This is a genomic window from Pantoea vagans (assembly GCF_004792415.1).
GTDB lineage: Bacteria > Pseudomonadota > Gammaproteobacteria > Enterobacterales > Enterobacteriaceae > Pantoea > Pantoea vagans.
Genome location: NZ_CP038853.1, coordinates 488,943 through 515,031 on the forward strand (window position 1 = coordinate 488,943; position 26,089 = coordinate 515,031).

Annotated in this window: 21 protein-coding genes, 2 tRNA genes and 4 rRNA genes; 12 read left to right on the forward strand and 15 right to left on the reverse strand. The window is 53.9% G+C overall.

Translation table 11 applies throughout. The annotated features are described in order from the left end of the window. Position 1: 1 nt before the first annotated feature. Together aroE and EGO56_RS02425 are read left to right on the forward strand one after the other, a co-directional pair. The gene (gene aroE / locus EGO56_RS02420; RefSeq protein WP_135907607.1) at positions 2-820 is read left to right on the forward strand and encodes a shikimate dehydrogenase; all 819 of its coding nucleotides are present in this window, start codon (positions 2-4) and stop codon (positions 818-820) included. Further along, positions 817-1,074 carry a DUF1488 family protein gene (locus EGO56_RS02425; protein ID WP_135907608.1) on the forward strand — a complete coding sequence of 86 codons (258 nt, stop codon included), beginning with the start codon at positions 817-819 and terminating at the stop codon, positions 1,072-1,074. The genes aroE and EGO56_RS02425 overlap by 4 nt, the downstream gene beginning before the upstream one ends. On the opposite strand, the gene EGO56_RS02430 is transcribed toward EGO56_RS02425, so the two are convergent. Continuing rightward, complete coding sequence (locus EGO56_RS02430) at positions 1,041-1,595, reverse strand: gamma carbonic anhydrase family protein (RefSeq protein ID WP_013359223.1); 555 nt, start codon at positions 1,593-1,595, stop codon at positions 1,041-1,043. The genes EGO56_RS02425 and EGO56_RS02430 overlap by 34 nt on opposite strands. Positions 1,596-2,086: 491 nt before the next feature. Here EGO56_RS02430 and EGO56_RS02435 point away from each other — a divergent pair. The 6 genes from EGO56_RS02435 (at position 2,087) to rrf (EGO56_RS02460) (ending at position 7,481) form a co-directional block, all read left to right on the forward strand. Next, a 16S ribosomal RNA gene (locus tag EGO56_RS02435) occupies positions 2,087-3,626 on the forward strand. Positions 3,627-3,714: 88 nt separating this feature from the next. After that, a tRNA-Glu gene (locus EGO56_RS02440) sits at positions 3,715-3,789 on the forward strand. Positions 3,790-4,019: 230 nt separating this feature from the next. Further along, positions 4,020-6,928 (forward strand): 23S ribosomal RNA (locus EGO56_RS02445). A gap of 197 nt (positions 6,929-7,125) precedes the next feature. Beyond that, positions 7,126-7,241: ribosomal RNA gene (gene rrf, locus EGO56_RS02450) — 5S ribosomal RNA — on the forward strand. A gap of 14 nt (positions 7,242-7,255) precedes the next feature. Then, a tRNA-Thr gene (locus EGO56_RS02455) sits at positions 7,256-7,331 on the forward strand. Between the two features lie 34 nt (positions 7,332-7,365). After that, a 5S ribosomal RNA gene (gene rrf, locus EGO56_RS02460) occupies positions 7,366-7,481 on the forward strand. The 16S, 23S and 5S rRNA genes sit together here with 2 tRNA genes alongside, the layout of an rRNA operon. Positions 7,482-7,683: 202 nt before the next feature. Here rrf (EGO56_RS02460) and EGO56_RS02465 read toward each other — a convergent pair. The 14 genes from EGO56_RS02465 to msrP form a co-directional block, all read right to left on the reverse strand. Further along, complete coding sequence (locus EGO56_RS02465) at positions 7,684-8,445, reverse strand: amino acid ABC transporter ATP-binding protein (RefSeq protein WP_010699823.1); 762 nt, start codon at positions 8,443-8,445, stop codon at positions 7,684-7,686. A gap of 8 nt (positions 8,446-8,453) precedes the next feature. Further along, on the reverse strand, positions 8,454-9,554 hold the full coding sequence (locus EGO56_RS02470) for an amino acid ABC transporter permease (protein WP_135907609.1): 1,101 nt from the start codon (positions 9,552-9,554) through the stop codon (positions 8,454-8,456). 15 nt (positions 9,555-9,569) lie between these two features. After that, positions 9,570-10,748: an amino acid ABC transporter permease gene (locus EGO56_RS02475; RefSeq protein ID WP_033784127.1), complete on the reverse strand. Its 1,179-nt coding sequence runs from the start codon at positions 10,746-10,748 to the stop codon at positions 9,570-9,572. Positions 10,749-10,816: 68 nt separating this feature from the next. Beyond that, a complete protein-coding gene (locus EGO56_RS02480) occupies positions 10,817-11,842 on the reverse strand; it encodes an amino acid ABC transporter substrate-binding protein (protein WP_013359218.1) in 1,026 nt (341 codons plus the stop codon). Between the two features lie 544 nt (positions 11,843-12,386). Continuing rightward, the gene (fis, locus tag EGO56_RS02485; protein WP_003855228.1) at positions 12,387-12,683 is read right to left on the reverse strand and encodes a DNA-binding transcriptional regulator Fis; all 297 of its coding nucleotides are present in this window, start codon (positions 12,681-12,683) and stop codon (positions 12,387-12,389) included. Between the two features lie 23 nt (positions 12,684-12,706). Beyond that, entirely contained in the window at positions 12,707-13,672 is a 966-nt protein-coding gene (gene dusB, locus EGO56_RS02490; RefSeq protein ID WP_013359217.1) for a tRNA dihydrouridine synthase DusB, read from the reverse strand. Between the two features lie 367 nt (positions 13,673-14,039). Next, on the reverse strand, positions 14,040-14,921 hold the full coding sequence (prmA, locus tag EGO56_RS02495; RefSeq protein WP_135907610.1) for a 50S ribosomal protein L11 methyltransferase: 882 nt from the start codon (positions 14,919-14,921) through the stop codon (positions 14,040-14,042). Between the two features lie 16 nt (positions 14,922-14,937). Continuing rightward, positions 14,938-16,383: a sodium/pantothenate symporter gene (panF, locus tag EGO56_RS02500; protein ID WP_013359215.1), complete on the reverse strand. Its 1,446-nt coding sequence runs from the start codon at positions 16,381-16,383 to the stop codon at positions 14,938-14,940. Further along, entirely contained in the window at positions 16,373-16,615 is a 243-nt protein-coding gene (locus tag EGO56_RS02505) for a YhdT family protein (RefSeq protein ID WP_033784124.1), read from the reverse strand. Before EGO56_RS02505 ends, panF begins: the two co-directional genes overlap by 11 nt. Positions 16,616-16,687: 72 nt before the next feature. Continuing rightward, the gene (accC, locus tag EGO56_RS02510; protein ID WP_013359213.1) at positions 16,688-18,037 is read right to left on the reverse strand and encodes an acetyl-CoA carboxylase biotin carboxylase subunit; all 1,350 of its coding nucleotides are present in this window, start codon (positions 18,035-18,037) and stop codon (positions 16,688-16,690) included. An 11-nt stretch (positions 18,038-18,048) separates the two neighbouring features. After that, a complete protein-coding gene (gene accB, locus EGO56_RS02515; RefSeq protein ID WP_135907611.1) occupies positions 18,049-18,510 on the reverse strand; it encodes an acetyl-CoA carboxylase biotin carboxyl carrier protein in 462 nt (153 codons plus the stop codon). Positions 18,511-18,535: 25 nt separating this feature from the next. Beyond that, on the reverse strand, positions 18,536-18,988 hold the full coding sequence (gene aroQ, locus EGO56_RS02520) for a type II 3-dehydroquinate dehydratase (protein ID WP_033734740.1): 453 nt from the start codon (positions 18,986-18,988) through the stop codon (positions 18,536-18,538). A gap of 232 nt (positions 18,989-19,220) precedes the next feature. Next, positions 19,221-19,823, reverse strand: coding sequence for a protein-methionine-sulfoxide reductase heme-binding subunit MsrQ (msrQ, locus tag EGO56_RS02525; protein ID WP_135907612.1), 603 nt, complete (start codon positions 19,821-19,823; stop codon positions 19,221-19,223). A gap of 3 nt (positions 19,824-19,826) precedes the next feature. Continuing rightward, positions 19,827-20,831: a protein-methionine-sulfoxide reductase catalytic subunit MsrP gene (gene msrP / locus EGO56_RS02530; RefSeq protein ID WP_135907613.1), complete on the reverse strand. Its 1,005-nt coding sequence runs from the start codon at positions 20,829-20,831 to the stop codon at positions 19,827-19,829. A gap of 284 nt (positions 20,832-21,115) precedes the next feature. Here msrP and csrD point away from each other — a divergent pair, with 284 nt between their 5' ends. From csrD to mreD, 4 genes are all read left to right on the forward strand, one after another. Beyond that, the gene (csrD, locus tag EGO56_RS02535; protein ID WP_135907614.1) at positions 21,116-23,065 is read left to right on the forward strand and encodes an RNase E specificity factor CsrD; all 1,950 of its coding nucleotides are present in this window, start codon (positions 21,116-21,118) and stop codon (positions 23,063-23,065) included. Positions 23,066-23,376: 311 nt separating this feature from the next. Further along, the gene (mreB, locus tag EGO56_RS02540; protein ID WP_003855260.1) at positions 23,377-24,420 is read left to right on the forward strand and encodes a rod shape-determining protein MreB; all 1,044 of its coding nucleotides are present in this window, start codon (positions 23,377-23,379) and stop codon (positions 24,418-24,420) included. Between the two features lie 148 nt (positions 24,421-24,568). Further along, positions 24,569-25,597, forward strand: coding sequence for a rod shape-determining protein MreC (gene mreC / locus EGO56_RS02545; protein WP_135907615.1), 1,029 nt, complete (start codon positions 24,569-24,571; stop codon positions 25,595-25,597). Next, the gene (mreD, locus tag EGO56_RS02550) at positions 25,594-26,082 is read left to right on the forward strand and encodes a rod shape-determining protein MreD (RefSeq protein ID WP_013359205.1); all 489 of its coding nucleotides are present in this window, start codon (positions 25,594-25,596) and stop codon (positions 26,080-26,082) included. The genes mreC and mreD overlap by 4 nt, the downstream gene beginning before the upstream one ends. Positions 26,083-26,089 lie beyond the last annotated feature (7 nt).

Genomic DNA, 26,089 nt, shown 5'->3' on the forward strand with positions numbered 1-26,089 from the left:
CATGGATCAATTCGCCGTTTTCGGTAATCCGATCAGCCACAGTAAATCGCCGCTGATCCATCAGGCCTTCGCTGAGCAGACGGGCATTGAACATCGCTATGGTCGCATCTGTGCCCCGGTTGATGGTTTTCCTCAATCGCTTTCTGCCTTTTTCGGGCAGGGAGGTCGTGGTGCCAACGTGACGTTACCTTTCAAACAGCAGGCATGGGAATTTGCCGATCAGCTTAGCGAACGTGCAGCTCTGTCAGGTGCGGTAAACACCGTTAAAAAGCTCAGTGATGGGCAGATCCTGGGAGACAACACGGATGGCATCGGCCTGTTAAGCGATCTTGAACGGCTGAATATGATCAACGCTGGCGACAATGTCTTGCTGGTGGGAGCGGGCGGGGCCGCACGCGGTGTTATTCTGCCGCTGCTTTCAGCAGGCGTGACACTGACCGTCGTCAATCGTACCGCCGCACGCGCTGAAGAGCTGGCGAACCTGTTTGGCGCGAGCGGGACTATCCGGGCATCTGGTTTTGAGCAACTGGCGGATCAGCGCTTTGATCTGATCATCAACGCCACTTCAAGTGGTGTGAATGGAGAAACGCCTCCTTTACCTGCAGAGGTCATCCATTCTGAGGTGCGCTGCTACGACATGTTTTACCAAAGCGGGCTGACGCCTTTTTTACGCTGGTGTCAGGCGCAAGGGAGTGATCATCTGGCCGATGGACTGGGGATGCTGGTGGGTCAGGCTGCGCATGCTTTCTACATATGGCACGGTGTGATGCCGGAAATCACGCCCGTGATTGCTCAGCTTAAGCAGGCCATGCAGCCATGAATCAGGCGATACAGTTCCCGGATGAGGAATCCTATGACGCTGAACTGAACGCGGTCTGTTTTCCAGTACTGGTCAACGGCATGCGGCTGAATTGTGCAATCAGCCGCGATTCGCTGAATTCACGTTTTGGTGAAGGAAAGGCGATGGCGCTGTTTCAGCACCATCGCTGGGATCTGGAAGATGAGGCCGAAGCGGCCATTCGTCAGGATGATATAGATAATCAGGGCTGGATCTGGTTATCTCCCGCCAGATAATCATCTTTCCAGCCAACATAGTTATTAGCGGAATAGCGTAAACCTTCCTTTTCACTGTCATTCAGCGGCCTGACCTGCTTTACCGGGCTACCCAGGTAGAGATAGCCGCTCTCCAGCCTTTTACCGGGCGGCACCAGACTTCCGGCACCAATCATTACCTCTTCTTCTACTATTACGCCATCCAGCAGAATCGATCCCATTCCGACCAGCACGCGATCGCCAATGGTACAGCCGTGTAGCATCGCTTTATGCCCGACGGTGACGTCCTCGCCAATAATAAGAGGGAAGCCCTGGGGGTTGGCGGCTGATTTATGCGTGACGTGCAGAACACTGCCGTCCTGCACATTAGTACGGGCACCAATGCGGACCTGATTCACATCACCTCTTATCGCAACCAGCGGCCAGATGCTCACGTCATCCTCCATAATCACATCACCGACGACAACACTGCTTGGATCGACCATAACGCGCTGACCCGTTTGCGGGAAAAGATCTTTATAGGGACGTAGGGCGGAAGTCATCTTGTTCTCCTTTGTTCTGTTTTCACTGCAGCCTGATGCCATTTTAGCCAGCTGACAAGCCAATTCTGAAGCGGATCGCTGGCGATCTCACCAATCTGGATCATTTATAACCGTTCAGATAAAAGATCCTAAAAAAGGGTTGTGCTCTCAAACGGGATCCCTATAATGCGCCTCCATCGACACGGAACACCGGCAACGGGAAACGGGTTGAGAGGCACAGGAGACTGCGCCGCCGGAGAAAAACTTCTGAGAAAGAAGTTGACTCTGCAGGAGGAAAGCGTAATATACGCCACCTCGCGACAGGACGCTAACGCACTGTTCGCACTGCTCTTTAACAATTTATCAGACAATCTGTGTGGGCACTCGCAGGATTGATATCAGCGTCTCAGGACGCAACAAAATATCAAAGCCTCACGAGTGAACACATAATGAAATTCATTATGACGTTTTACAGATGAGCACCGCTTAACTTGTTTAAGCAAATCAAACTTAAATTGAAGAGTTTGATCATGGCTCAGATTGAACGCTGGCGGCAGGCCTAACACATGCAAGTCGGACGGTAGCACAGAGAGCTTGCTCTCGGGTGACGAGTGGCGGACGGGTGAGTAATGTCTGGGGATCTGCCCGATAGAGGGGGATAACCACTGGAAACGGTGGCTAATACCGCATAACGTCGCAAGACCAAAGAGGGGGACCTTCGGGCCTCTCACTATCGGATGAACCCAGATGGGATTAGCTAGTAGGCGGGGTAATGGCCCACCTAGGCGACGATCCCTAGCTGGTCTGAGAGGATGACCAGCCACACTGGAACTGAGACACGGTCCAGACTCCTACGGGAGGCAGCAGTGGGGAATATTGCACAATGGGCGCAAGCCTGATGCAGCCATGCCGCGTGTATGAAGAAGGCCTTCGGGTTGTAAAGTACTTTCAGCGGGGAGGAAGGCGATGCGGTTAATAACCGCGTCGATTGACGTTACCCGCAGAAGAAGCACCGGCTAACTCCGTGCCAGCAGCCGCGGTAATACGGAGGGTGCAAGCGTTAATCGGAATTACTGGGCGTAAAGCGCACGCAGGCGGTCTGTTAAGTCAGATGTGAAATCCCCGGGCTTAACCTGGGAACTGCATTTGAAACTGGCAGGCTTGAGTCTTGTAGAGGGGGGTAGAATTCCAGGTGTAGCGGTGAAATGCGTAGAGATCTGGAGGAATACCGGTGGCGAAGGCGGCCCCCTGGACAAAGACTGACGCTCAGGTGCGAAAGCGTGGGGAGCAAACAGGATTAGATACCCTGGTAGTCCACGCCGTAAACGATGTCGACTTGGAGGTTGTTCCCCTGAGGAGTGGCTTCCGGAGCTAACGCGTTAAGTCGACCGCCTGGGGAGTACGGCCGCAAGGTTAAAACTCAAATGAATTGACGGGGGCCCGCACAAGCGGTGGAGCATGTGGTTTAATTCGATGCAACGCGAAGAACCTTACCTACTCTTGACATCCAGAGAACTTAGCAGAGATGCTTTGGTGCCTTCGGGAACTCTGAGACAGGTGCTGCATGGCTGTCGTCAGCTCGTGTTGTGAAATGTTGGGTTAAGTCCCGCAACGAGCGCAACCCTTATCCTTTGTTGCCAGCGATTCGGTCGGGAACTCAAAGGAGACTGCCGGTGATAAACCGGAGGAAGGTGGGGATGACGTCAAGTCATCATGGCCCTTACGAGTAGGGCTACACACGTGCTACAATGGCGCATACAAAGAGAAGCGACCTCGCGAGAGCAAGCGGACCTCACAAAGTGCGTCGTAGTCCGGATCGGAGTCTGCAACTCGACTCCGTGAAGTCGGAATCGCTAGTAATCGTGGATCAGAATGCCACGGTGAATACGTTCCCGGGCCTTGTACACACCGCCCGTCACACCATGGGAGTGGGTTGCAAAAGAAGTAGGTAGCTTAACCTTCGGGAGGGCGCTTACCACTTTGTGATTCATGACTGGGGTGAAGTCGTAACAAGGTAACCGTAGGGGAACCTGCGGTTGGATCACCTCCTTACCTGAAGATACCTTCCCGCGCAGTGCTCACACAGATTGTCTGATAAAAAGTAATGAGCAGGACGGCTGCGAAGTCGTGACACTATCGTGTCCCCTTCGTCTAGCGGTTAGGACTCCGCCCTTTCACGGCGGCAACAGGGGTTCGAATCCCCTAGGGGACGCCACCTGCTTGGTGACAGGTGAAAGGTGTCTCCATACAGTATCTCAAAACCGTTCTGGTTGCGTAAGCAGCCGGGCCGCGTTTGAGATATTTGCTCTTTAACAATCCGGAACAAGCTGAAAATTGAAACGACGTGTCGTTTTCATTCTCCGTAATAAGAATGAAAAATACGACATGTTCGAGTCTCTCAAATGCTTGCAGTCTGCAGCGTTGAAAAACGCCTGTGGGTTGTGAGGTTAAGCGACTAAGCGTACACGGTGGATGCCCAGGCAGTCAGAGGCGATGAAGGACGTGCTAATCTGCGTAAAGCGACGGTAAGGTGATATGAACCGCTACAGCCGTCGATGTCCGAATGGGGAAACCCGGTGCACTCTGTGCATCATTGCAGCATGAATACATAGTGCTGCAAGGCGAACCGGGGGAACTGAAACATCTAAGTACCCCGAGGAAAAGAAATCAACCGAGATTCCCCCAGTAGCGGCGAGCGAACGGGGAGCAGCCCAGAGCCTGAATCAGCATGTGTGTTAGTGGAAGCGTCTGGAAAGTCGCAGGGTACAGGGTGATACTCCCGTACACAAAAGCGCATGTGCTGTGAGCTCGATGAGTAAGGCGGGACACGTGGTATCCTGTCTGAATATGGGGGGACCATCCTCCAAGGCTAAATACTCCTGACTGACCGATAGTGAACCAGTACCGTGAGGGAAAGGCGAAAAGAACCCCGGCGAGGGGAGTGAAACAGAACCTGAAACCGTGTACGTACAAGCAGTGGGAGCCTTCTTTATGGGGGTGACTGCGTACCTTTTGTATAATGGGTCAGCGACTTATATTCTGTAGCAAGGTTAACCGTATAGGGGAGCCGCAGGGAAACCGAGTCTTAACTGGGCGTTAAGTTGCAGGGTATAGACCCGAAACCCGGTGATCTAGCCATGGGCAGGTTGAAGGTTGGGTAACACTAACTGGAGGACCGAACCGACTAATGTTGAAAAATTAGCGGATGACCTGTGGCTGGGGGTGAAAGGCCAATCAAACCGGGAGATAGCTGGTTCTCCCCGAAAGCTATTTAGGTAGCGCCTCGTGAACTCATCCTCGGGGGTAGAGCACTGTTTCGGCTAGGGGGCCATCCCGGCTTACCAACCCGATGCAAACTGCGAATACCGAGGAATGTTATCACGGGAGACACACGGCGGGTGCTAACGTCCGTCGTGAAGAGGGAAACAACCCAGACCGCCAGCTAAGGTCCCAAAGTCATGGTTAAGTGGGAAACGATGTGGGAAGGCACAGACAGCCGTGATGTTGGCTTAGAAGCAGCCATCATTTAAAGAAAGCGTAATAGCTCACTGGTCGAGTCGGCCTGCGCGGAAGATGTAACGGGGCTAAACCATGCACCGAAGCTGCGGCAGCGACGCTTATGCGTTGTTGGGTAGGGGAGCGTTCTGTAAGCCGTCGAAGGTGTGCTGTGAGGCATGCTGGAGGTATCAGAAGTGCGAATGCTGACATAAGTAACGATAAAGCGGGTGAAAAGCCCGCTCGCCGGAAGACCAAGGGTTCCTGTTCAACGTTAATCGGAGCAGGGTGAGTCGACCCCTAAGGCGAGGCCGAAAGGCGTAGTCGATGGGAAACAGGTTAATATTCCTGTACTCGGTGTTACTGCGAAGGGGGGGACGGAGAAGGCTATATCAGCCGGGCGACGGTTGTCCCGGTTTAAGCGTGTAGGCGGAGGGTCCAGGTAAATCCGGTCCCTTATCAACGCTGAGGCGTGACGACGAGGCACTACGGTGCTGAAGTGATAAATGCCCAGCTTCCAGGAAAAGCCTCTAAGCATCAGGTAACACAGAATCGTACCCCAAACCGACACAGGTGGTCAGGTAGAGAATACCAAGGCGCTTGAGAGAACTCGGGTGAAGGAACTAGGCAAAATGGTGCCGTAACTTCGGGAGAAGGCACGCTGGCGCGTAGGTGGAGGGACTTGCTCCCCGAGCCGAAGCCAGTCGAAGATACCAGCTGGCTGCAACTGTTTATTAAAAACACAGCACTGTGCAAACACGAAAGTGGACGTATACGGTGTGACGCCTGCCCGGTGCCGGAAGGTTAATTGATGGGGTTATCCGCAAGGAGAAGCTCTTGATCGAAGCCCCGGTAAACGGCGGCCGTAACTATAACGGTCCTAAGGTAGCGAAATTCCTTGTCGGGTAAGTTCCGACCTGCACGAATGGCGTAATGATGGCGAGGCTGTCTCCACCCGAGACTCAGTGAAATTGAACTCGCTGTGAAGATGCAGTGTACCCGCGGCAAGACGGAAAGACCCCGTGAACCTTTACTACAGCTTGACACTGAACATTGAGCCTTGATGTGTAGGATAGGTGGGAGGCTTTGAAGCGCGGACGCCAGTCTGCGTGGAGCCAACCTTGAAATACCACCCTTTAATGTTTGATGTTCTAACGTAGGCCCGTAATCCGGGCTGCGGACAGTGTCTGGTGGGTAGTTTGACTGGGGCGGTCTCCTCCTAAAGAGTAACGGAGGAGCACGAAGGTCAGCTAATCACGGTCGGACATCGTGAGGTTAGTGCAATGGCATAAGCTGGCTTGACTGCGAGAGTGACGGCTCGAGCAGGTGCGAAAGCAGGTCATAGTGATCCGGTGGTTCTGAATGGAAGGGCCATCGCTCAACGGATAAAAGGTACTCCGGGGATAACAGGCTGATACCGCCCAAGAGTTCATATCGACGGCGGTGTTTGGCACCTCGATGTCGGCTCATCACATCCGGGGCTGAAGTAGGTCCCAAGGGTACGGCTGTTCGCCGTTTAAAGTGGTACGCGAGCTGGGTTTAGAACGTCGTGAGACAGTTCGGTCCCTATCTGCCGTGGGCGCTGGAGAATTGAGGGGGGTTGCTCCTAGTACGAGAGGACCGGAGTGAACGCACCACTGGTGTTCGGGTTGTCATGCCAATGGCATTGCCCGGTAGCTAAGTGCGGAAAAGATAAGTGCTGAAAGCATCTAAGCACGAAACTTGCCCCGAGATGAGTTCTCCCTGACCCCTTGAGGGTCCTGAAGGGACGTTGAAGACTACGACGTTGATAGGCCGGGTGTGTAAGCGCAGCGATGCGTTGAGCTAACCGGTACTAATGACCCGTGAGGCTTAACCTTACAACGCCAGAGGCGTTTTTGAGAGACACGATTTTCAGCTTATTCCGGATAAAATTAGCGGAAACGAAAGATTTTGCGGCGTGACAGGGCGCAGAGCGAAGACATCAGCGGGAGCATACTGAGGTATGTGACCGGTGTGGCTGAGCGATGGCAACACGGTCATGGCGTAAAAGGTTCGTTTCGTGCACCAAGATTTGCCTGGCGGCTGTAGCGCGGTGGTCCCACCTGACCCCATGCCGAACTCAGAAGTGAAACGCCGTAGCGCCGATGGTAGTGTGGGGCCTCCCCATGCGAGAGTAGGGAACTGCCAGGCATCAAATTTAGTGTGCTGATATGGCTCAGTTGGTAGAGCGCACCCTTGGTAAGGGTGAGGTCCCCAGTTCGACTCTGGGTATCAGCACCAGTTAAGACACGAGTTCGGTAAATAAAAGAATTTGCCTGGCGGCTGTAGCGCGGTGGTCCCACCTGACCCCATGCCGAACTCAGAAGTGAAACGCCGTAGCGCCGATGGTAGTGTGGGGTCTCCCCATGCGAGAGTAGGGAACTGCCAGGCATCAAATAAGAGAGAGCCCTTCGCGTATGCGAAGGGCTTTTTTCGTTGTGGCAAGCCGATAATGTGCAATAAAACCACCTCTTATCAGCCTTCTGTCCCTTACCTTTATCATCGCATCCTGTTAGTCAGCTCAATGCACCTGCTGGTCAGGCCATAAAAAACCCGGCACCAGGCCGGGTAGTAAGATGAACGGAGTCGGTAATCAGTGAATAACCTGCGATAAAAACGCCCGGGTACGCTCCGATTTAGGATTCGCAAAAAACTCCTGCGGTGGCGCAACTTCGACGATCTCACCCCGATCCATGAAGATCACCCGGTCAGCCACCGTTCGGGCAAAGCCCATCTCGTGGGTGACGCACAGCATGGTCATCCCATCCTCAGCCAGACCAATCATTGTATCCAGCACCTCTTTAACCATCTCCGGATCCAGCGCTGAGGTTGGCTCATCAAATAGCATAATTTTGGGTTTCATACAGAGTGAGCGGGCGATAGCGACACGTTGCTGCTGTCCGCCGGAAAGTTGACCCGGAAACTTATGCGCATGCTCAGCAATACGCACGCGTTGCAGATAGTGCATAGCCAGTTCATCCGCTTCCTTCTTTGGAATCTTTCTCACCCAGGAAGGTGCCAGCGTGCAGTTCTGCAATACGGTCAGATGCGGGAAAAGATTGAAGTGCTGGAATACCATCCCCACTTCTGTGCGTACGCGCTCAATGTTACGTACGTCGTCATTAAGGTGGATACCGTCAACAACAATACGCCCTTGCTGATGCTCTTCCAGATGGTTGATACAGCGGATCGTGGTCGATTTGCCGGAGCCGGAAGGGCCGCACAGCACGATGCGCTCTCGGGGTTTAACCTGCAGGTTGATGTCTTTCAGTACGTGAAACTGCCCGTACCATTTATTCACGTTCTCAAGCGAAATCATCAACGCGTCGGAAGAGTGTGTCATAGAGTCAGTCATGTAAAACCTCAGTGCGATGTACGCCCGGTGTGAAAGCGCTTTTCCAGATACTGGCTGTAGCGCGACATGCTAAAACAGAAAATCCAATAGACCAGTGCAGCAAAGACATAACCTTCAGTCGACATGCCCAGCCAGGTCGGATCGACCGTTGCCTGCTGGACGCTGCTGAACAGATCGAAAAGACCAATGATGATGACCAGGCTGGTATCTTTAAACAGTGCGATGATGGTGTTAACCAGGCCAGGGATGGTGAGCTTCAGTGCCTGGGGAAGAATGACCAGCATCTGCGTTTTCCAGTAGCCCAGCGCCAGCGATTCTGCAGCCTCATACTGACCTTTCGGCAATGCCTGCAGGCCACCGCGCACCACCTCCGCCACATAGGCGGACTGGAACAGGATTACACCGACCAGGGCACGCACCAGCTTATCAATGGTGGTGCCTTCAGACATAAACAGCGGCAGCATCACCGATGACATAAACAGTACGGTAATCAGCGGAACGCCACGCCAGAACTCAATAAAGATAATCGACAGCGTGCGTACCACCGGCATCCGTGAGCGGCGGCCAAGCGCCAGCAGGATGCCCAGCGGCAATGCACCGGCAATACCGACCGACGCGATAATCAGCGTCAGCGTTAACCCGCCCCACTGACGAGTTTCCACACGTTCCAGTCCCAGATAGCCGCCATACAGCAGGAACCAGACAATCACCGGATAGATGACGGCCCAAGCCGCAATGTAGCGTCCACGATAGGGCAGGCTTTTGAGAAACATCGGCACAATCGACAGCAGACCAATCACCAGCGCCAGGTTAATACGCCAGCGCAGCTCATGTGGATAAAGCCCATACATGAACTGACCGAAACGCGCATGGATAAAGACCCAACAGGCACCTTCTTTGGTGCAATCGGCGCGCGTGGTGCCAATCCAGTTTGCCTGAAAGACCAGCCAGTTCAGCGCGGGCGGAATGACGTGCCAGATAACCCAGATGCAAAACAGCGTCAGTAACGTGTTAAACCAGCTGGAAAACAGGTTTTTACGAGCCCAAAGCCAGGTGCGACTGACAGGCGTCGTCGGCACGGGGGGCGTTTCATGCGTAGTCACAGACATAGTTATCCCGTTCTCTTAACGCTCAACCAGCGCAATTTTGCGGTTGTAGAAGTTCATAAGCAGCGATATCAGCAGACTGATAATCAGGTAAACGCCCATTGTGATAGCAATCGTCTCGATGGCCTGACCGGTCTGATTCAGCACCGATCCCGCGAACAGCGACACCATATCGGGATATCCGATAGCAGCGGCCAGTGAGGAGTTCTTCACGATGTTCAGATACTGGCTGGTCAGCGGCGGAATAATGACGCGCATGGCCTGCGGAATAATCACCTGACGCAGCGTCACCGGATTCGGCAGACCCAGCGAGCGTGCAGCTTCATGCTGACCATGCGGCACCGACTGAATCCCGGAGCGGATGACTTCAGCGATAAACGACGAGGTATAGATCGACAGTGCCAGCGTTAGCGCCGCCAGCTCCGGAATCATCACCGAGCCGCCACGGAAATTGAACCCGCGCAGTTGCGGCACATCCCAGTGCGTTGCTGCACCAAACCCAAGGTGCGCAAGCAAAGGAAAGAGAATCAGCATTGCAACGGCGGCGGGCCATGTACGACGTAACTCACCGGTTTTCAGCTGATGCTGACGATTAAAGCGGTACAGGCCATAGCTGACAGCCACGGCCAGCAGCAGTGCGATAACAAACGGCCAGCTGCCTGGTGCATAGGTCGGCCACGGGACGTAGAGTCCGCGATTGCTGACATAGGCCAGGTCGAACGCATTCAGCGCCTGACGTGGGCCTGGCAGATTGCGTAAGACCGCGAAGTACCAGAAGAAGATTTGCAGCAGAGGCGGGATATTACGGAAGGTTTCGATATAGATATTCGAGAGCTTCCGCAGCAGCCAGTTATCAGAAAGGCGGGCAAGACCGACCGCGAATCCGAGAATCGACGCGAAAACAATACAGAGTGCAGAGACCAGCAGCGTGTTGGTTAATCCGACCAGAAACACGCGCGCGTAGGTATCTCCCTCCGTGTACTCAATCAGATGCTGAACGATGCCGAAACCGGCAGTGCGCTCAAGAAATCCAAACCCTGATGTAATGCCGCGATTGGCAAGGTTGATAATGGTGTTATGCACCAGATAACCCACCACACCAAGCACCGCGACGACGGCGATGAACTGATAAATCCAGGCGCGAACCGTGGGATTACCAAATGAAAAATCCCTTTTCACGGTTGGGCGTTGTGACATGTTGAAACCTCAGTAACGAAAGCTGGGGTAGGGCACCGCAGAATACGGTGCCCGATTGGTGAGGTCTGTTAACGTACCGGTGGTGCGTACTGAATCCCGCCCTGGTTCCACAACGCATTCTGACCGCGCGCGATCTTCAGTGCGCTGTCTTTACCGACGTTACGGTCAAAGCTTTCCTGATAGTTGCCGACCTGTTTGATGATGTTATAGGCCCACTTGTTATCCAGCTTCAGATCTTTACCAAAGTCACCCTCAGCACCCAGCAGATGTGCCATATCTGGCGTGGTCGGCTTAGCTGTCATCTGATCAACGTTCTTCGAGTTGATGCCCATCTCTTCGGCATTCAGCATGGCGTAGAGCGACCATTTGACGATGGTGAACCAGTCATCATCACCACGACGCACCAGGGGTCCCAGCGGCTCTTTGGAGATCACTTCTGGCAGGACAATAAACTCATCAGGTTTGCCGAGCTTGATGCGCAGGGCATAAAGCTGAGACTGATCAGATGCCAGCGTATCGCAGCGACCGCTGTCCAGCGCCTTAGCTGACTCGTCGGAGCGGTCGAAAGTCACCGGCGTATATTGCATTTTGTTGGCTTTGAAGAAGTCTGCCACGTTCAGCTCGGTGTCTGTTCCCGCCTGAATACAGACGGTGGCACCGTCCAGCTCTTTCGCACTTTTCAGACCGGCTTTCTGGTGAGTCAGGAAGCCGATGCCGTCGTAATAGTTCACGCCCGCAAACAGGAAGCCCATGCCGCCATCACGCGATGAGGTCCAGGTGGTGTTACGTGAAAGTACATCCACTTCGCCTGACTGCAGCGCGGTAAAACGCTCTTTCGCGGTCAGAGGGGTATACTTCACTTTGGTCGCATCGCCGAATACCGCGGCGGCCGCAGCACGACACACATCCACATCGATACCGGTAAACTTGCCGCCAGCATCTGCATAGGAGAAGCCCGGCAGGCCGTCACTGATACCACATTGAACAAAACCTTTTTTCTTTATCGCATCCAGTGTGGTGCCTGCGTGTGCCTGCTGAGCAATGGCAACCAGCGAGGCGGCAGCGATTAGCGTAGAGAGCATCATCTTTTTCATAAAGCATCCTGTGTGGCGGGATCATGTTGTTATGTTTGCGCACTTTGGTGTGCGTTTTTCCTGTCTGTGGCGGTCAGCCATCCACGACTCTGCAAAGCTGATGCCAGGTTTGCAGGATCCTGAATTCGTATGAAAGAACGGTTAATAATCAGAAGCACCTGGAAAGTTTCGCTAATATGGCGCACCAAAAGGAAGCAATGCGAGACGACCCGATCACATTTAGTGCAAATAGTTTCACTATATGAGAGCAATGTGAGCGCTCGCTCAGGCAGAAATGTATGAAGAGAAGGTGTTGCTTTTTTATGCGCAGGAAGTCACATGCCCAGCAGTGACGGGCATAGGCAGTAAGGCTGGAGACAGAACATTACTTAAATCAAATCAGATCGGACGAAAGCGAGGGGATGAAATATCACGCCAGCGATTGCAACTATAGTTACCATACGAAAGGCAACTGTTTCACTCTCCCTGCCGTTACTTTGTGCGATGACGCACAAATAAAAACGCCAGCCCGAAGGCTGGCGTGATTAACAGACAGAACTAAAAATCAGTTCATGCCGTATTTTTTCAATTTCTTACGCAGCGTACCGCGGTTGATACCCATCATCAGGGCAGCACGGGTCTGGTTGCCACGGGTATACTGCATCACCATGTCCAACAGAGGCTGCTCGACTTCAGCCAAAACCAGCTCATACAGGTCGCTCACATCCTGACCATTCAGTTGAGCAAAATAGTTCTTCAGTGCCTGTTTAACCGAATCACGCAAAGGTTTTTGAGTTACCTGATCCTGTGAGTTAACGGTAGAAACGGTCAGTACGTCAGAATTTACGCGTTGTTCGAACATAGTTCTTTCAGCTCTTTATTTCGTTACGCAAGATTTTCGAAGTATGCCTCCAACGCCTCCAGCTGTTCGCTGGCATCCTCTATGGCGTTGAATGTGCGCCGAAACTGGTCATTCGGGGCGTGCTCCTGCAGGTACCAGGAGACGTGCTTTCGCGCTATACGGTATCCCTTGCCTGAACCGTAAAAGTCGTGCAGCTCACGTATATGCGAAACAAGCAAGCGCTTGACCTCTGCCATCGGCAGCGGGGCAAGCAACTCCCCAGTGTCCAGATAATGCTGGATTTCCCGGAAGATCCACGGTCTTCCCTGAGCAGCGCGTCCTATCATCAGAGCATCGGCCCCTGTATAGTCGAGCACCGCTCTGGCTTTATGCGGGTCAGTTATGTCTCCATTCGCGATAATCGGAATGGAGACACTCTGCTTAACTGTCCGAATGCTGTCATATTCAGCTTCTCCGTTGAACAGGCAGGCACGAGTGCGACCATGTATCGTCAGAGCCTGTATACCGCAGCGTTCAGCCAATTGGGCAATCGCGACACAGTTCCTGTTTTCAGGATCCCAGCCAGTACGAATTTTCAGCGTAACCGGCACATTCACTGCATTAACCACTGCGGAGAGAATAGACTCCACCACGGCAGGATATTGCAGCAAGGCTGAACCCGCCATTTTGCGGTTAACCTTCTTGGCAGGGCATCCCATATTAATGTCGATGACCTGTGCACCAGCCTCAACATTAATGCGTGCAGCTTGCGCCATTTCACTGGGATCGCAACCGGCAATTTGCACGGCGCGAATGCCTGGCTCATCACTGTGAACCATACGTAATCGAGATTTGTCGCTAGCCCACACTTCCGGGTTAGAAGACAGCATCTCAGAAACTGCCATGCCTGCACCCATTTCGTGACACAGCGTCCTGAACGGCCTGTCGGTAATACCGGCCATCGGTGCTGCAATCAGTCGATTTCTCAGCTGGAGGTTTCCAATACGCATGAAGTCAGAATGGCCATACTGTGTCTGCAAGGCGGCGTATATTACGCATTTTTGCAGGAAGATGAAAGGCCAAACTTTGAACAATCAGCAAGAAAGATCAATGAAATCCGGATGATGATCGGTGTTATTCATTAATAATGTTAAATAACAATCATTTAGCTGTTTATGCTGAAATTGTGAGCAAAAGTTTTTCCAGAAAAGTACGTCAATTCGCCAGATAAAAAACGTCACATGCCGTGATTAACGATACAAGCATCCATTTCAAATCGGGAAAGCCCGCAACTTACGCTACGGGCTGGCTGAATATTCTGTTAAGCCGCTTTGTTACGGCGACGGCGATATCAGCGTAAACGGACTAACGTTAAAATCAGGATTTAATCCCGGTAATCCGGCACCACTCTTCTTTGACCGCAACCGGGTCGAGTGTGAACTCGCTGGTATAGGCCTCGCAGACGCTCTCCGCCTGGCTCTCTAACACGCCCGAAAGACCCAGGTGACCGCCAGACTTCGGCAGTACCCCGATCAGAGGTGCCAGCTCACGCAGCGGGCCGGCCAGGATATTGGCTACCACCACATCAGCCTGCAGATTGTCCGGTTGCTGGTGGGGCAGGTAGAGCGACAGGCGATCGGAGACACCATTGCGCTCAGCATTATCCCGGCTGGCCTGAATGGCCTGCGGATCGATATCAATGCCGATCGCCTGAGCCGCGCCCAGCTTCAGGGCGGCGATCGCCAGGATCCCGGATCCACAGCCGAAATCGATCACCGTTTTGCCTTCCAGATCCAGCCCATCAAGCCACGTCAGACAGAGCGAGGTGGTGGGATGCGTACCGGTGCCAAATGCCAGACCGGGATCGAGCATGACGTTGACGGCATCAGGATCCGGCACATCACGCCAGCTCGGACAGATCCAGAGACGCTCGCCGAAGCGCATCGGGTGGAAGTTTTCCATCCATTCGCGCTCCCAGTCTTTATCTTCGATCTGTTCGATCCGGTGACGAAAACCGTCACCCAGCAGCGGATGCTGCGCCAGTTCGGCAGTAATCAGGGCCATATCTGTTTCTGCATCGAACAGGCCGATAACGTCGGTGTCGCCCCACAGGCGCGTTTCGCCTGGCAGCGGCTCATACACCGGCGTGTCGTTGGTATCCTGAAAGGTGACTGAAACCGCACCGATCTCCATCAGCGCATCGCTCAGCGTTTCCGCATGTTCACCTGAGCTGTTAATTTTGATTTGAATCCACGGCATAACGTCTCTCTTTCCGTCAATGTTGCGGCGCGTCGGCCACGTGCGGCGCGCGTCCAAACAGGTTGCCCACCAGAAATGCCAGCAGGCTTAAAAGCAGGGAGGGCACGATAGGGTGAAAACCCAGAATCTGCAGGTTAAGGCTTGCCATAAAAGCGTAGCAGCCTCCACCTGTTACCATGCCGGTGATGGCGCCTGCGGCATTGGCACGTTCCCAGTAGAGGCCCAGAACCAGCGGCCAGAGGAAAACCGCCTCCAGGCCGCCAAATGCCAGCAGGTTGAGCCAGATAATCATATCGGGCGGATTCCATGCCGCAATCAGCAGCAGGATACCCAGTGCGAAGGTAATGGTGCCAGATAGCAGTCGCAGCCGTGACTCATTTTCCAGCTGCTGCGGGGCGACACGCAGGTAGAGATCTTTAATCAGCGTGGCTGAAGCCTGTAACAGCTGGGCATTGATGGTCGACATAATTGCGGCCATCGGGGCTGCCAGAAACAGTCCGGCCGCTAACGGTGGCAGAACAGTGATCATCAGCGTCGGAATGACGCTATCCGGCACGGTCAGATTCGGCAGTACCGCGCGGCCCAGCGCACCGGCCAGATGCATGCCCAGCATCAACACCACCACGACAATGGTGCCCAGAATAATGGCCCGATGGACGGCCTTACTGTCTTTATAAGAGATACAACGCACCGCCGTATGCGGCAGGCCAATCACCCCAAAGCAGACCAGCACAACGAACGAACTGAGGAAGGTTGGCGTAATAATCTCGCCCGGCCCCTGTGGCGACAGCAGAGCCGGATCGATGTCATGCAGTTTCTGCACCGCCGTGCTCAGGCCACCTGCCTGATGAATCACTGCGAACAGCAGCAGAAAAGTGCCAATCAGCATCACAATGCCCTGCATGGCGTCATTGAGCACGCTGGCACGGAATCCACCGAAAGCGGTATAGAGCGCGATGGTGCCACCAAAAATCAGCAGGCCGGTGTCATACGGGATGCCAGCGGCGGTTTCGAGCAGCCGTGCACCACCGATAAACTGCACCGTCATGGCACCGATAAAGGCAATCAGCAGACTCAGACTCGCCAGCCAGATCAGCAGCGGGCTCTGATAGCGGGCATAGAGCATATCATTCAGCGTTACCGCATTATGCTTGCGTGCCAGAATGGCAAACTTTTTCCCCAGCACACCCAGCGACAGCCAGACGGCGGGCACCTGCACCATCGCCAGCAATACCCAGCCCAGCCCATATTTGTAGGCGGCACCGGGACCCCCAATAAATGAGCTGGCGCTGATATAGGTGGTAGTGAGCGTCATCGCCAGTACGAATCCGCCCATGGAGCGGCTGCCAAGGAAATATTCAGTCAGGAAGCTGCCTTCACGCTTTTTACGGACGGCAAACACCGACAGCGCGGCAATCAGCACCAGATAAATCAGTAACGGCAGGATAATTTCACTGTTCACTTTGGTCCTCCAGCGGCATGTCGCGGAAAATCACCCGCACCATCATCCAGCACAGAAAAATGAACAACAGGGGAGCAAACAGGCAGGAGAGTTCAAACCAGCGCGGCAGGCCGGTAACACCGATTTCACTGCCACCCAGCCAGGCAGAGAGCCCCCAGGCAGCGAGCCAGAGCAGTGTGAGGTAAAGCGACCAGCGCGCCTCTTTATGTGCCTGTATAAAACGAGCATCCATGATTCAACCTTAACGCCAGCGGCAAAAGAAAAAGGCCGGATTAACCGGCCTCAGACTGACTCAGCGTTGCGATTATTTCTCGTGCAAGCCGAGTTTTTTCTCCAGATAGTGGATATTGGTTCCACCGTGCTGGAAGTTTTCGTCGGACATGATTTTCATCTGCAGTTCAACGTTGGTTTTGATACCGTCGATGATCAGTTCCGCCAGCGCATTTTTCATGCGAGCGATAGCCACGTCACGCGTTTCGCCATAGGTGATCAGCTTGCCGATCATGGAGTCGTAATAAGGCGGTACGGTGTAGCCTGAGTAAATATGCGACTCCCAGCGCACGCCAAAACCGCCTGGCGCATGGAAGCGGGTGATTTTACCCGGGCTTGGCAGGAAGGTGACTGGATCTTCAGCGTTGATACGGCACTCGACCGCATGTCCGCGAATGATCACATCTTCCTGTTTAATTGACAGTGGCTGACCGGCAGCAATACGCAGCTGCTCTTTGATCAGGTCCACACCGGTGATCATCTCGGTTACCGGATGTTCTACCTGAATACGGGTGTTCATCTCAATGAAGTAGAACTCACCGTTTTCGTACAGGAACTCAAAGGTACCTGCGCCGCGATAGCCAATCTCAATACAGGCCTGAGAACAGCGGTTACCGATAAAGCGACGCTGTTCTTCTGTGATGCCTGGGCCTGGCGCTTCTTCAACAACTTTCTGGTGACGACGCTGCATGGAACAGTCACGTTCGCCCAGATAGATCGCGTTGCCCTGACCGTCAGCCAGTACCTGAATCTCGATGTGGCGCGGATTCTCCAGATACTTCTCCATGTAAACCATGTCGTTGTTGAAAGCCGCTTTGGCTTCCGCTTTCGTCATGTTGATGGATTCTTCCAGATCTTTATCGCCGCGCACTACGCGCATACCACGACCGCCGCCGCCGCCAGACGCTTTGATGATGACCGGATAACCGATGCGTTTGGCAAAGGCACGGTTTTTTTCCATATCATCCGTCAGCGAACCGTCAGAACCGGGTACGGTTGGGACGCCTGCTTTCTTCATCGCATTGATTGCAGAAACTTTGTCACCCATCAGGCGAATGGTGTCCGCTTTCGGGCCGATAAAGATAAAGCCGGAGCGCTCAACCTGCTCAGCAAAATCGGCATTCTCAGAGAGGAAGCCGTAGCCAGGGTGAATCGCCACCGCGCCGGTGATCTCTGCTGCAGAGATCAGCGCCGGGATGTTGAGGTAACTTTTGACTGACTGCGCCGGGCCGATGCAGACGGTTTCGTCTGCCAGCAGCACGTGCTTCAGGTCACGATCCGCGCTTGAGTGTACCGCAACAGTCTTGATGCCCAGTTCTTTACAGGCACGCAGAATGCGCAGCGCGATCTCACCACGGTTAGCAATAACAATTTTATCCAGCATGATCTGCCCCGTTACTCGATGATAACCAGTGGCTCGTCAAATTCGACCGGCTGACCGCTTTCAACCAGGATAGCTTTCACCACGCCTGATTTGTCAGCTTCGATCTGGTTCATCATTTTCATAGCTTCGACGATGCACAGGGTATCGCCGGCATTCACTTTCTGGCCAACTTCCACAAAGGCTTTCGCATCCGGGCTCGGCGTACGGTAGAAGGTACCTACCATTGGTGAACGCACGATGTGACCGCTGATTTCAGCTGGTGCCGCTTCGGCAACGGCTGCAACAGGGGCAACGGCTGTCGCCAGAGCAGGCTGTTGAACCGGCGCAGCGTAAGCCTGCTGCATTATCGGGTAACCCACGTTTGCAGGTGCACGACTGATGCGAACGGACTCTTCACCTTCAGAGATTTCCAGCTCAGAAATGCCAGACTCTTCAACCAGTTCGATCAGTTTTTTAATTTTACGAATATCCATGAGTGGGGTTCCGTACTCAGTTTGATTAATTAGTTTGAGACAGGCGTTTTACTGCCGTTTGTAAAGCCCATGTGTAGCCGTCAGCGCCAAGCCCACAGATCACGCCAGCAGAAACATCAGAAAGATAGGAGTGATGACGGAAGGGCTCGCGGGCATGCACATTGGAGAGATGAACCTCGATAAACGGTATTTCTACCGCCAGCAGGGCATCACGCAGTGCGACACTGGTATGGGTAAACGCGGCAGGATTAATGATGATGTAATCCACATTGCCTTTGGCCTCATGAATGCGATCAATCAGCTGAAATTCAGCATTGGTTTGCAGGTGGCTCAACTCCACATTCAACTGGTCTGCCTGACGCGTCAAATCATCAACGATCTGACTCAGCGTGGTATGACCATACTTCTCAGGTTCACGTGTTCCCAACAGATTCAGGTTGGGCCCGTTTAAAAGCAGAATATGTAATTTATGCGCCATCGTGCTGCCATCTCCCGCAATCATTGAGGCATCGCGTAAAATACCTTGCGAATCTTCATTTGTCACCTTTCAGGCTGAAAAAGAAGACCCGACGAGCAATAAAGCCGGGCATTATATCCGTTTCGTGTCATTTCGCAGCAAAATACTGGTCTTATCTGCGAAGATGATCGGATGTGGCCTGCGGGCCACATCTTTTATCAGAAAACAGCAGAGGAAAACAACGGGTGAAGTGCTAGCGGGGCCACCATTTGAGAAATTTTTTGTAACGCCAGGCTAACAACAATGCAGCAAGGAGGGCATAGATAAGTGGCTGCGGGGACACGGTTTTTACCGACCAGATATAGTGAATTGGCACCAGAATCGCCACAAGATAGACCGCGTTGTGTAGGGTTTGCCAGCGTTTACCGAGCCTGCGCTGAGCGCGCTGAAACGACGTTACCGCCAGGGCCAGTAATATCAGCCAGCTGATAATTCCCAGTGTCAGATAGGGCCGGGAGATGAGTTCGCTGCCCAGCAGACGCAGATTATCCACGCCCAATTCCAGCAGGTAGTAGCTCAGCAGGTGGAGAGAGGCCCAGACAAACGTCCAGACGCCGAGCAGGCGCCGGGTGCGGATTAACAACGGCTGCCTGCCGTAGCGTGCCAGTGGTGAAACCAGCAGCGTACCCAGCAGCAGCTTCAGCGCCATGCGGCCGGTAAAATGTTGAATATCTTTTGCCGGGTCCGCACTCAGGCCACCCTGAATCGCGGCAAGCACCAGATAGACCAGCGGCAACAGGGCTGCCAGGTGCAGGATCACCTTGAGCCACATGATCTGTTTTATCGACAGGCGCACCACCTAATAATTCTCCCGTAAATCCATGCCGCGGTAGAGCGACGCCACCTGTTCGGCATAGCCGTTAAACAGCAGCGTTGGCTGACGTTCGACCTTCAGACTGCCGCCTGGGCCAATAAACCGCTCTGTCGCCTGTGACCAGCGTGGATGATTAACGTGGGGATTCACATTGGCATAAAAACCATACTCGTCGGCGGCAATCTGGTTCCAGGTGGTCGGCGGCTGTTTGTCGGTCAGCGTGATTTTGACGATCGACTTAATGCCTTTAAAGCCATATTTCCACGGCACCGTCAGACGAATCGGCGCGCCATTCTGCGGCGGCAGCGCTTTGCCATAGACACCGGTGGTCAGTATCGTCAGCGGATGCATTGCTTCATCCAGACGCAAACCTTCGACATAGGGATAATTGAGGCCACCGCCGATAAAGCGATCCTTCTGGCCCGGCATCTGCTCAGGGTCGTAGAGCGTCTGAAAGGCAACAAAGCGCGCTTTGCTGGTGGGTTCTGCCAGCGAGAGAAGTTTATTCAGCTCAAAGCCTACCCAGGGCACCACCATCGACCAGGCCTCTACGCAGCGCATGCGATAGATTCGCTGCTCCATAGCAAAGCGTTTGAAGATGTCATCCATATCCAGGGTTACGGGCTTCGCCACTTCGCCATCAATGGTCAGTTTCCAGGGCTCTGTTTTCAGTGTTCCGGCATTGGCAGCCGGATCGGCCTTATCCAGCCCGAACTCGTAGAAATTGTTGTAGCCAGAAACTTTATCCGCAGGCGTCAGCGTCAGATCGGCTTGATATTGCGCCGGTTTGGTGAAGTCGAGCGGCCGGCCTGCTGGGGCAGGTGGGCGATCGTTGCCTTTGAACCAGCTGAGGATATCGGCATTTGCCACGCCCGGCATACCCATCGCCGCAGCGCTCAGTCCCAGCGTTTTCAGCACCTGGCGGCGCTTCATATTAAATATGCTTTCCGGCGTTACGTCGGCTTCGGTCAGACAGGGTATGCGTTTCATGGGGCTTCTCCAGACAGGATGTCATCAACCAGCATGATGACTATCGCTGATATCAGCCAGTTTCGCCCTGAAAATGTGAAATTTCCTGGCTGGCCTGCGCGATGAGAATGCGCTGAAAAGTGTTGGGATCAACATCAGCAGTCCTGTCCCGACGATATACTTCGGCTTCATGCGACTCGGCGCTGTCGGCAGCGGCAAATTATGCTATTTTGCTCGCGTTCTCGTCAGGCTGACGGTACAAGGTGGGGTGATCCGGTTATCACCGCAGCAATACAGGCACAGGGATGCGATTAACCACAAAATTATCTGCGTTTATTACCTTTTTAAGCCTGCTGGCGATGTCATTGATGCTGGCAGGCTGCGCATTCAGTGTTTTCTGGTTCAGTCATCAGCGGGTTGAACATCGGGCACAGGTGCTGGCGACTGAGGTCGATCAGGCGATGTTCTCCGAGACGCCAGAACAGCTTCATAACTGGCTTACGCGCATGATGCCCATAATGAATGCCGAGCAGATTTCCCTTCATAACGGCAGGCAGACTTTCCTCACACTCTCCCGACACGAAAACCAGATGCTGGAAGACGAACCCAATCGTTTTATCCAGGTAGATGTGCCTTTGATGCATCAGACCGGCTTACAGCTGCGTGTTGTGACCCTTGATCCTGCCAAAACCTGGCTGCGCTCCATCACCGGCACCTCTACGCTAGGCATTCTGTTTACGGTCATGCTGGTGATGAGTCTGCTGTTGTTGATGATGCACCGCTGGCTAAGTCGTCAGTGGCGTGGCATGGAGCATCTTGAAGTACGGGCAGAGGCGATTATCAACGGCGAACGCGGGGTCGTGCCGAAACGGGGTGTGGATGAGTGGCCACCCAGGGCGAGTCGCGCGATGGATGTACTGCTGGCGGATCTTCAGGAAGCGGGCGAACAGCGTCTGCGTATCGACACGCTGATCCGCACCTTTGCCGCGCAGGATGGACGCACTGGCCTTAACAACCGGCTGTTCTTTGATAATCAGCTCGCGACCCTGCTGGAAGATCAGGAAGCGGTCGGCACCCACGGTGTGGTGATGATGGTGCGCCTGCCCGATCTTGACGCGCTGAAAGATTCACTGGAGCCGGCGCTGGTTGAGGAGTACCTGTTTAATTTCGTCAACATGCTCTCTACCTTTGTGCTGCGCTATCCCGGCGCTTTGCTGGCACGCTATTTTCGCAGTGATTTTGCTGTATTACTGCCGCATCGCAGTCTTAAAGAGGCAAACAGTATCGCCGATCAGCTAATCAATGCTGTTGATTCTCTGCCGCCGATGCGCCTGGTCAATCGCGATGATCTGATCCACATCGGCATCACCGCCTGGCACAGCGGCCAGACCGTCCTGCAGGTAATAGAAAATGCCGAAATGGCCACGCGACGTGCAGCACTGCTGGGGGGGAATAACTGGACTAATGGCGAAGGAAATCCTCAGGACGCCGGGCGGGGTAGCGTGCGCTGGCGAACCCTGCTGGAGAACACGCTCAGTCGCGGCGGTCCGCGGCTGTACCATAAACCCACCGTGAATACCGAAGGCAAGGTACAGCATCGGGTCATGCTGACCCGCATCTTCGATGGTGATAAAGAGGTGCTGGCCGCAGAATATATGCCCCTGGTGCAGCAGCTTGGTATGGCTGATGGCTGGGATCGTCAGCTGGTGACGCGTATCGCGGCACTTTCTGAACTCTGGCCGGAAGAGACGCTGGTGATGCCGGTGACGATAACCTCGCTCCTGCAACGTTCATTTGTCCTCTGGCTGCAGAATATGCTGCTGCAGTGCCCCAAATCGCAAAGAAAACGATTTTTATTTGAACTTGCCGAGGCAGATGTCTGTCAACACATCGACCATTTAACGCCAGTATTCCGTGCACTTAAGGCTTTTGGCTGTCGGGTAGCGGTAAATCAGGCGGGTTTAACCGTCGTCAGCAGCGCCTATATACGACAGCTGCCGCTGGAACTGATCAAGCTTGATGCGGGTCTGGTGCGCAACATTGAACGGCGGACCGCCAATCAGCTGTTTGTACAGAGTCTGCTGGAGGTCTGTAAGTCCACGGGTATTCAGGTGTTTGCTACCGGTGTCCGCACCAAAGCGGAGTGGCAGACATTAGTGGCGCTGGGTGTGGCAGGCGGGCAGGGCGACTTTTTTGCCCCTTCGCTTCCGGTTAACAGTAACGTGAAGAAGTATTCCCAACGTTACCGTATTTAATGATTTGCTGTCGTAATGACAGAAATTGACGGTTTTTTTTAATGTTAAGCCGCATCTGAACCCATAACCATCGTGCCGGAAATGTTAAATTTTATGTCGGGCATGGCGAGGGGAAATCACGGCAAATGCAGCACTGATGGCGTCTGGTCGCCATTCTGCTGCTACGGATCGCGGGTTCAGATGACTTAAACGCAATCAGGCGTCTTTTTTCACCGAAGCAGAACGTTTTTGCGCCTTGTGGCAGCTTCGTGTGGTTGGTAAAGTAAGCGGATTTTATTTTCCGCCCCCAGCTTGCAGGATTATCCCTTAGTATGTTTAAAAAATTTCGTGGCATGTTTTCCAACGACTTGTCCATTGACCTGGGTACCGCGAATACCCTGATTTACGTAAAAGGACAGGGCATCGTGCTGAACGAGCCTTCCGTGGTTGCTATTCGTCAGGACCGTGCCGGTTCACCGAAAAGCGTCGCGGCCGTGGGTCATGACGCCAAACAGATGCTCGGCCGTACGCCAGGCAATATTGCCGCTATCCGTCCGATGAAAGATGGCGTCATCGCTGACTTCTTCGTGACCGAAAAGATGCTGCAACACTTCATCAAGCAGGTTCACAGCAACAGCTTTATGCGTCCCAGCCCACGTGTGCTGGTCTGCGTACCCGTCGGGGCTACGCAGGTAGAACGTCGTGCGATTCGTGAATCCGCTCAGGGTGCCGGCGCGCGTGAAGTCTTTCTGATTGAAGAGCCGATGGCTGCAGCAATCGGTGCAGGTCTGCCCGTTTCTGAAGCGACCGGTTCAATGGTCGTTGATATCGGTGGTGGTACTACCGAAGTGGCGGTGATCTCCCTGAACGGTGTGGTCTACTCCTCATCCGTACGTATTGGTGGCGATCGTTTCGATGAAGCTATTATTAATTATGTGCGTCGTAACTACGGTTCACTGATCGGTGAAGCGACCGCAGAACGTATTAAGCATGAGATCGGTTCAGCCTATCCGGGTGATGAAGTCCGTGAAATTGAAGTGCGTGGCCGTAACCTGGCAGAAGGTGTACCGCGCGGCTTCACGCTGAACTCCAACGAAATTCTGGAAGCGCTGCAGGAGCCGTTAACCGGCATCGTCAGCGCGGTGATGGTTGCTCTTGAGCAGTGTCCGCCTGAGCTGGCCTCCGATATCTCAGAGCGCGGTATGGTGCTGACCGGTGGTGGTGCATTACTGCGCAACCTGGATCGCCTGCTGATGGAAGAGACGGGTATTCCGGTTGTTGTTGCTGAAGATCCGCTGACCTGTGTGGCGCGCGGTGGCGGCAAGGCGCTGGAAATGATCGACATGCATGGCGGCGATTTGTTCAGCGAAGAATAATTGCCTCAACCGGCTGAGAACGCAATGATCATGCGAGGGAGTGGCATGTGAACCGGCGAAATCTGTGCCGGTACAGTGCGTTCAGCCCAGGGAAGCACGGTATTTTGCCGTCGCTTCCTCTCCTGTTGTCGAGGATCACGCAGATTATATGAAGCCGATTTTTAGCAGGGGTCCTTCCCTGCAGTTGCGTCTTTTCCTGGCGGTCATTGTGGCAATTGCCATTATCATTGCCGACAGCCGTGTGAGCTCTTTCACCCAAATACGCAACTATCTGGATACGTCGGTCAGTCCGTTTTACTTCCTGGCTAATGGGCCACGTCAGCTGCTGGATGGCGTGTCGGAGTCGCTGGCGTCGCGTCAGCAGCTGGAGCAGGAAAATAAAGCGTTACGTCGTGAGCTCTTCCTGAAAAACAGTAACCTGCTAATGCTGGGGCAATATAAGCAGGAAAACGCACGCCTGCGTGAACTGCTGGGTTCACCGCTGCGTCAGGATGAGCAAAAGATGGTGACGCAGGTGATCTCCACCGGCACCGATCCTTACACCGACCAGGTGGTGATCGACAAAGGCAGCGTTAACGGTGTCTATGAAGGTCAGCCGGTCATCAGTGATAAAGGCGTGGTCGGTCAGGTTATCGCCGTCGGACAGCTCACCAGCCGTGTTCTGCTGATCTGCGATGCGTCACATGCGCTGCCTATTCAGGTGCTGCGTAATGACATTCGTGTGATTGCCGCGGGTAACGGCTGTACTGAAGATCTCCAGCTTGAGCATCTGCCGGGTAATACGGACATTCGGGTCGGCGATGTGCTGGTGACGTCAGGTATCGGGGGGCGTTTCCCTGAGGGTTATCCGGTGGGCGTGGTCTCCTCTGTAAAAGTGGATACTCAGCGCGCTTACACGGTGATTCAGGCGCATCCGACCGCGGGTCTGCAGCGTCTGCGTTATCTGCTGCTGCTGTGGGGCGCAGATCGTAATGGCGATATGCCGCTGCCGCAGGATGAGGTTCATCGCGTTGCGAATGAGCGTCTGATGCAGATGATGCCGCAGGTTTTACCGCCTGCGGGTGAAATGGGTCCGCCTGCACCCACCGCACAGATGGGGCCGCCTGCTCCATCAACAGGCAGCAGTAGCAGTAGCGGACAGAGCAACTCCTCGCGTTCACGCGGGGGGCAGCCTTGAGTCGATATCGCAGCCAGGGACGTTGGGTCATCTGGCTCTCTTTCCTGGTCGCGTTAGTCCTGCAGATCATGCCATGGCCGGATGAAATTTATATGTTCCGGCCTTCATGGCTGCTCCTCATCCTTATCTACTGGGTTCTCGCACTGCCGCATCGGGTCAACGTCGGCAGCGGATTTATGCTGGGTGCTATCATGGATCTGATTGCCGGATCCACGCTGGGCGTACGTGCGCTGGCACTCAGTATCATCGCCTACCTGATAGCCTTTAAGTTCCAGTTATTCCGCAACTTAGCGTTGTGGCAGCAAGCGTTAATGGTTATGGTGCTGTCACTGGCGATGGATGTGATTGTCTTCTGGGCTGAATTCCTGGTAATCAACGTTTCATTCCGACCTGAAATTTTCTGGAGCAGTGTCGTCGACGGTATTCTCTGGCCCTGGCTATTCTTACTTATGAGAAAAATTCGTCGTCAGTTCGCTGTTCAATAAGGAAATT

What these genes read in the sequence shown, in the direction of transcription:
- aroE (WP_135907607.1), top strand. Translation starts at nt 2, where the DNA reads ATGGATCAATTCGCCGTTTTCGGTAATCCGATCAGCCACAGTAAATCG.
- EGO56_RS02425 (WP_135907608.1), top strand. Translation starts at nt 817, where the DNA reads ATGAATCAGGCGATACAGTTCCCGGATGAGGAATCCTATGACGCTGAA.
- EGO56_RS02430 (WP_013359223.1), bottom strand. Translation starts at nt 1,595, where the DNA reads ATGACTTCCGCCCTACGTCCCTATAAAGATCTTTTCCCGCAAACGGGT.
- EGO56_RS02465 (WP_010699823.1), bottom strand. Translation starts at nt 8,445, where the DNA reads ATGACTGACTCTATGACACACTCTTCCGACGCGTTGATGATTTCGCTT.
- EGO56_RS02470 (WP_135907609.1), bottom strand. Translation starts at nt 9,554, where the DNA reads ATGTCTGTGACTACGCATGAAACGCCCCCCGTGCCGACGACGCCTGTC.
- EGO56_RS02475 (WP_033784127.1), bottom strand. Translation starts at nt 10,748, where the DNA reads ATGTCACAACGCCCAACCGTGAAAAGGGATTTTTCATTTGGTAATCCC.
- EGO56_RS02480 (WP_013359218.1), bottom strand. Translation starts at nt 11,842, where the DNA reads ATGAAAAAGATGATGCTCTCTACGCTAATCGCTGCCGCCTCGCTGGTT.
- fis (WP_003855228.1), bottom strand. Translation starts at nt 12,683, where the DNA reads ATGTTCGAACAACGCGTAAATTCTGACGTACTGACCGTTTCTACCGTT.
- dusB (WP_013359217.1), bottom strand. Translation starts at nt 13,672, where the DNA reads ATGCGTATTGGAAACCTCCAGCTGAGAAATCGACTGATTGCAGCACCG.
- prmA (WP_135907610.1), bottom strand. Translation starts at nt 14,921, where the DNA reads ATGCCGTGGATTCAAATCAAAATTAACAGCTCAGGTGAACATGCGGAA.
- EGO56_RS02505 (WP_033784124.1), bottom strand. Translation starts at nt 16,615, where the DNA reads ATGGATGCTCGTTTTATACAGGCACATAAAGAGGCGCGCTGGTCGCTT.
- accC (WP_013359213.1), bottom strand. Translation starts at nt 18,037, where the DNA reads ATGCTGGATAAAATTGTTATTGCTAACCGTGGTGAGATCGCGCTGCGC.
- accB (WP_135907611.1), bottom strand. Translation starts at nt 18,510, where the DNA reads ATGGATATTCGTAAAATTAAAAAACTGATCGAACTGGTTGAAGAGTCT.
- aroQ (WP_033734740.1), bottom strand. Translation starts at nt 18,988, where the DNA reads ATGGCGCATAAATTACATATTCTGCTTTTAAACGGGCCCAACCTGAAT.
- msrP (WP_135907613.1), bottom strand. Translation starts at nt 20,831, where the DNA reads ATGAAACGCATACCCTGTCTGACCGAAGCCGACGTAACGCCGGAAAGC.
- csrD (WP_135907614.1), top strand. Translation starts at nt 21,116, where the DNA reads ATGCGATTAACCACAAAATTATCTGCGTTTATTACCTTTTTAAGCCTG.
- mreB (WP_003855260.1), top strand. Translation starts at nt 23,377, where the DNA reads ATGTTTAAAAAATTTCGTGGCATGTTTTCCAACGACTTGTCCATTGAC.
- mreC (WP_135907615.1), top strand. Translation starts at nt 24,569, where the DNA reads ATGAAGCCGATTTTTAGCAGGGGTCCTTCCCTGCAGTTGCGTCTTTTC.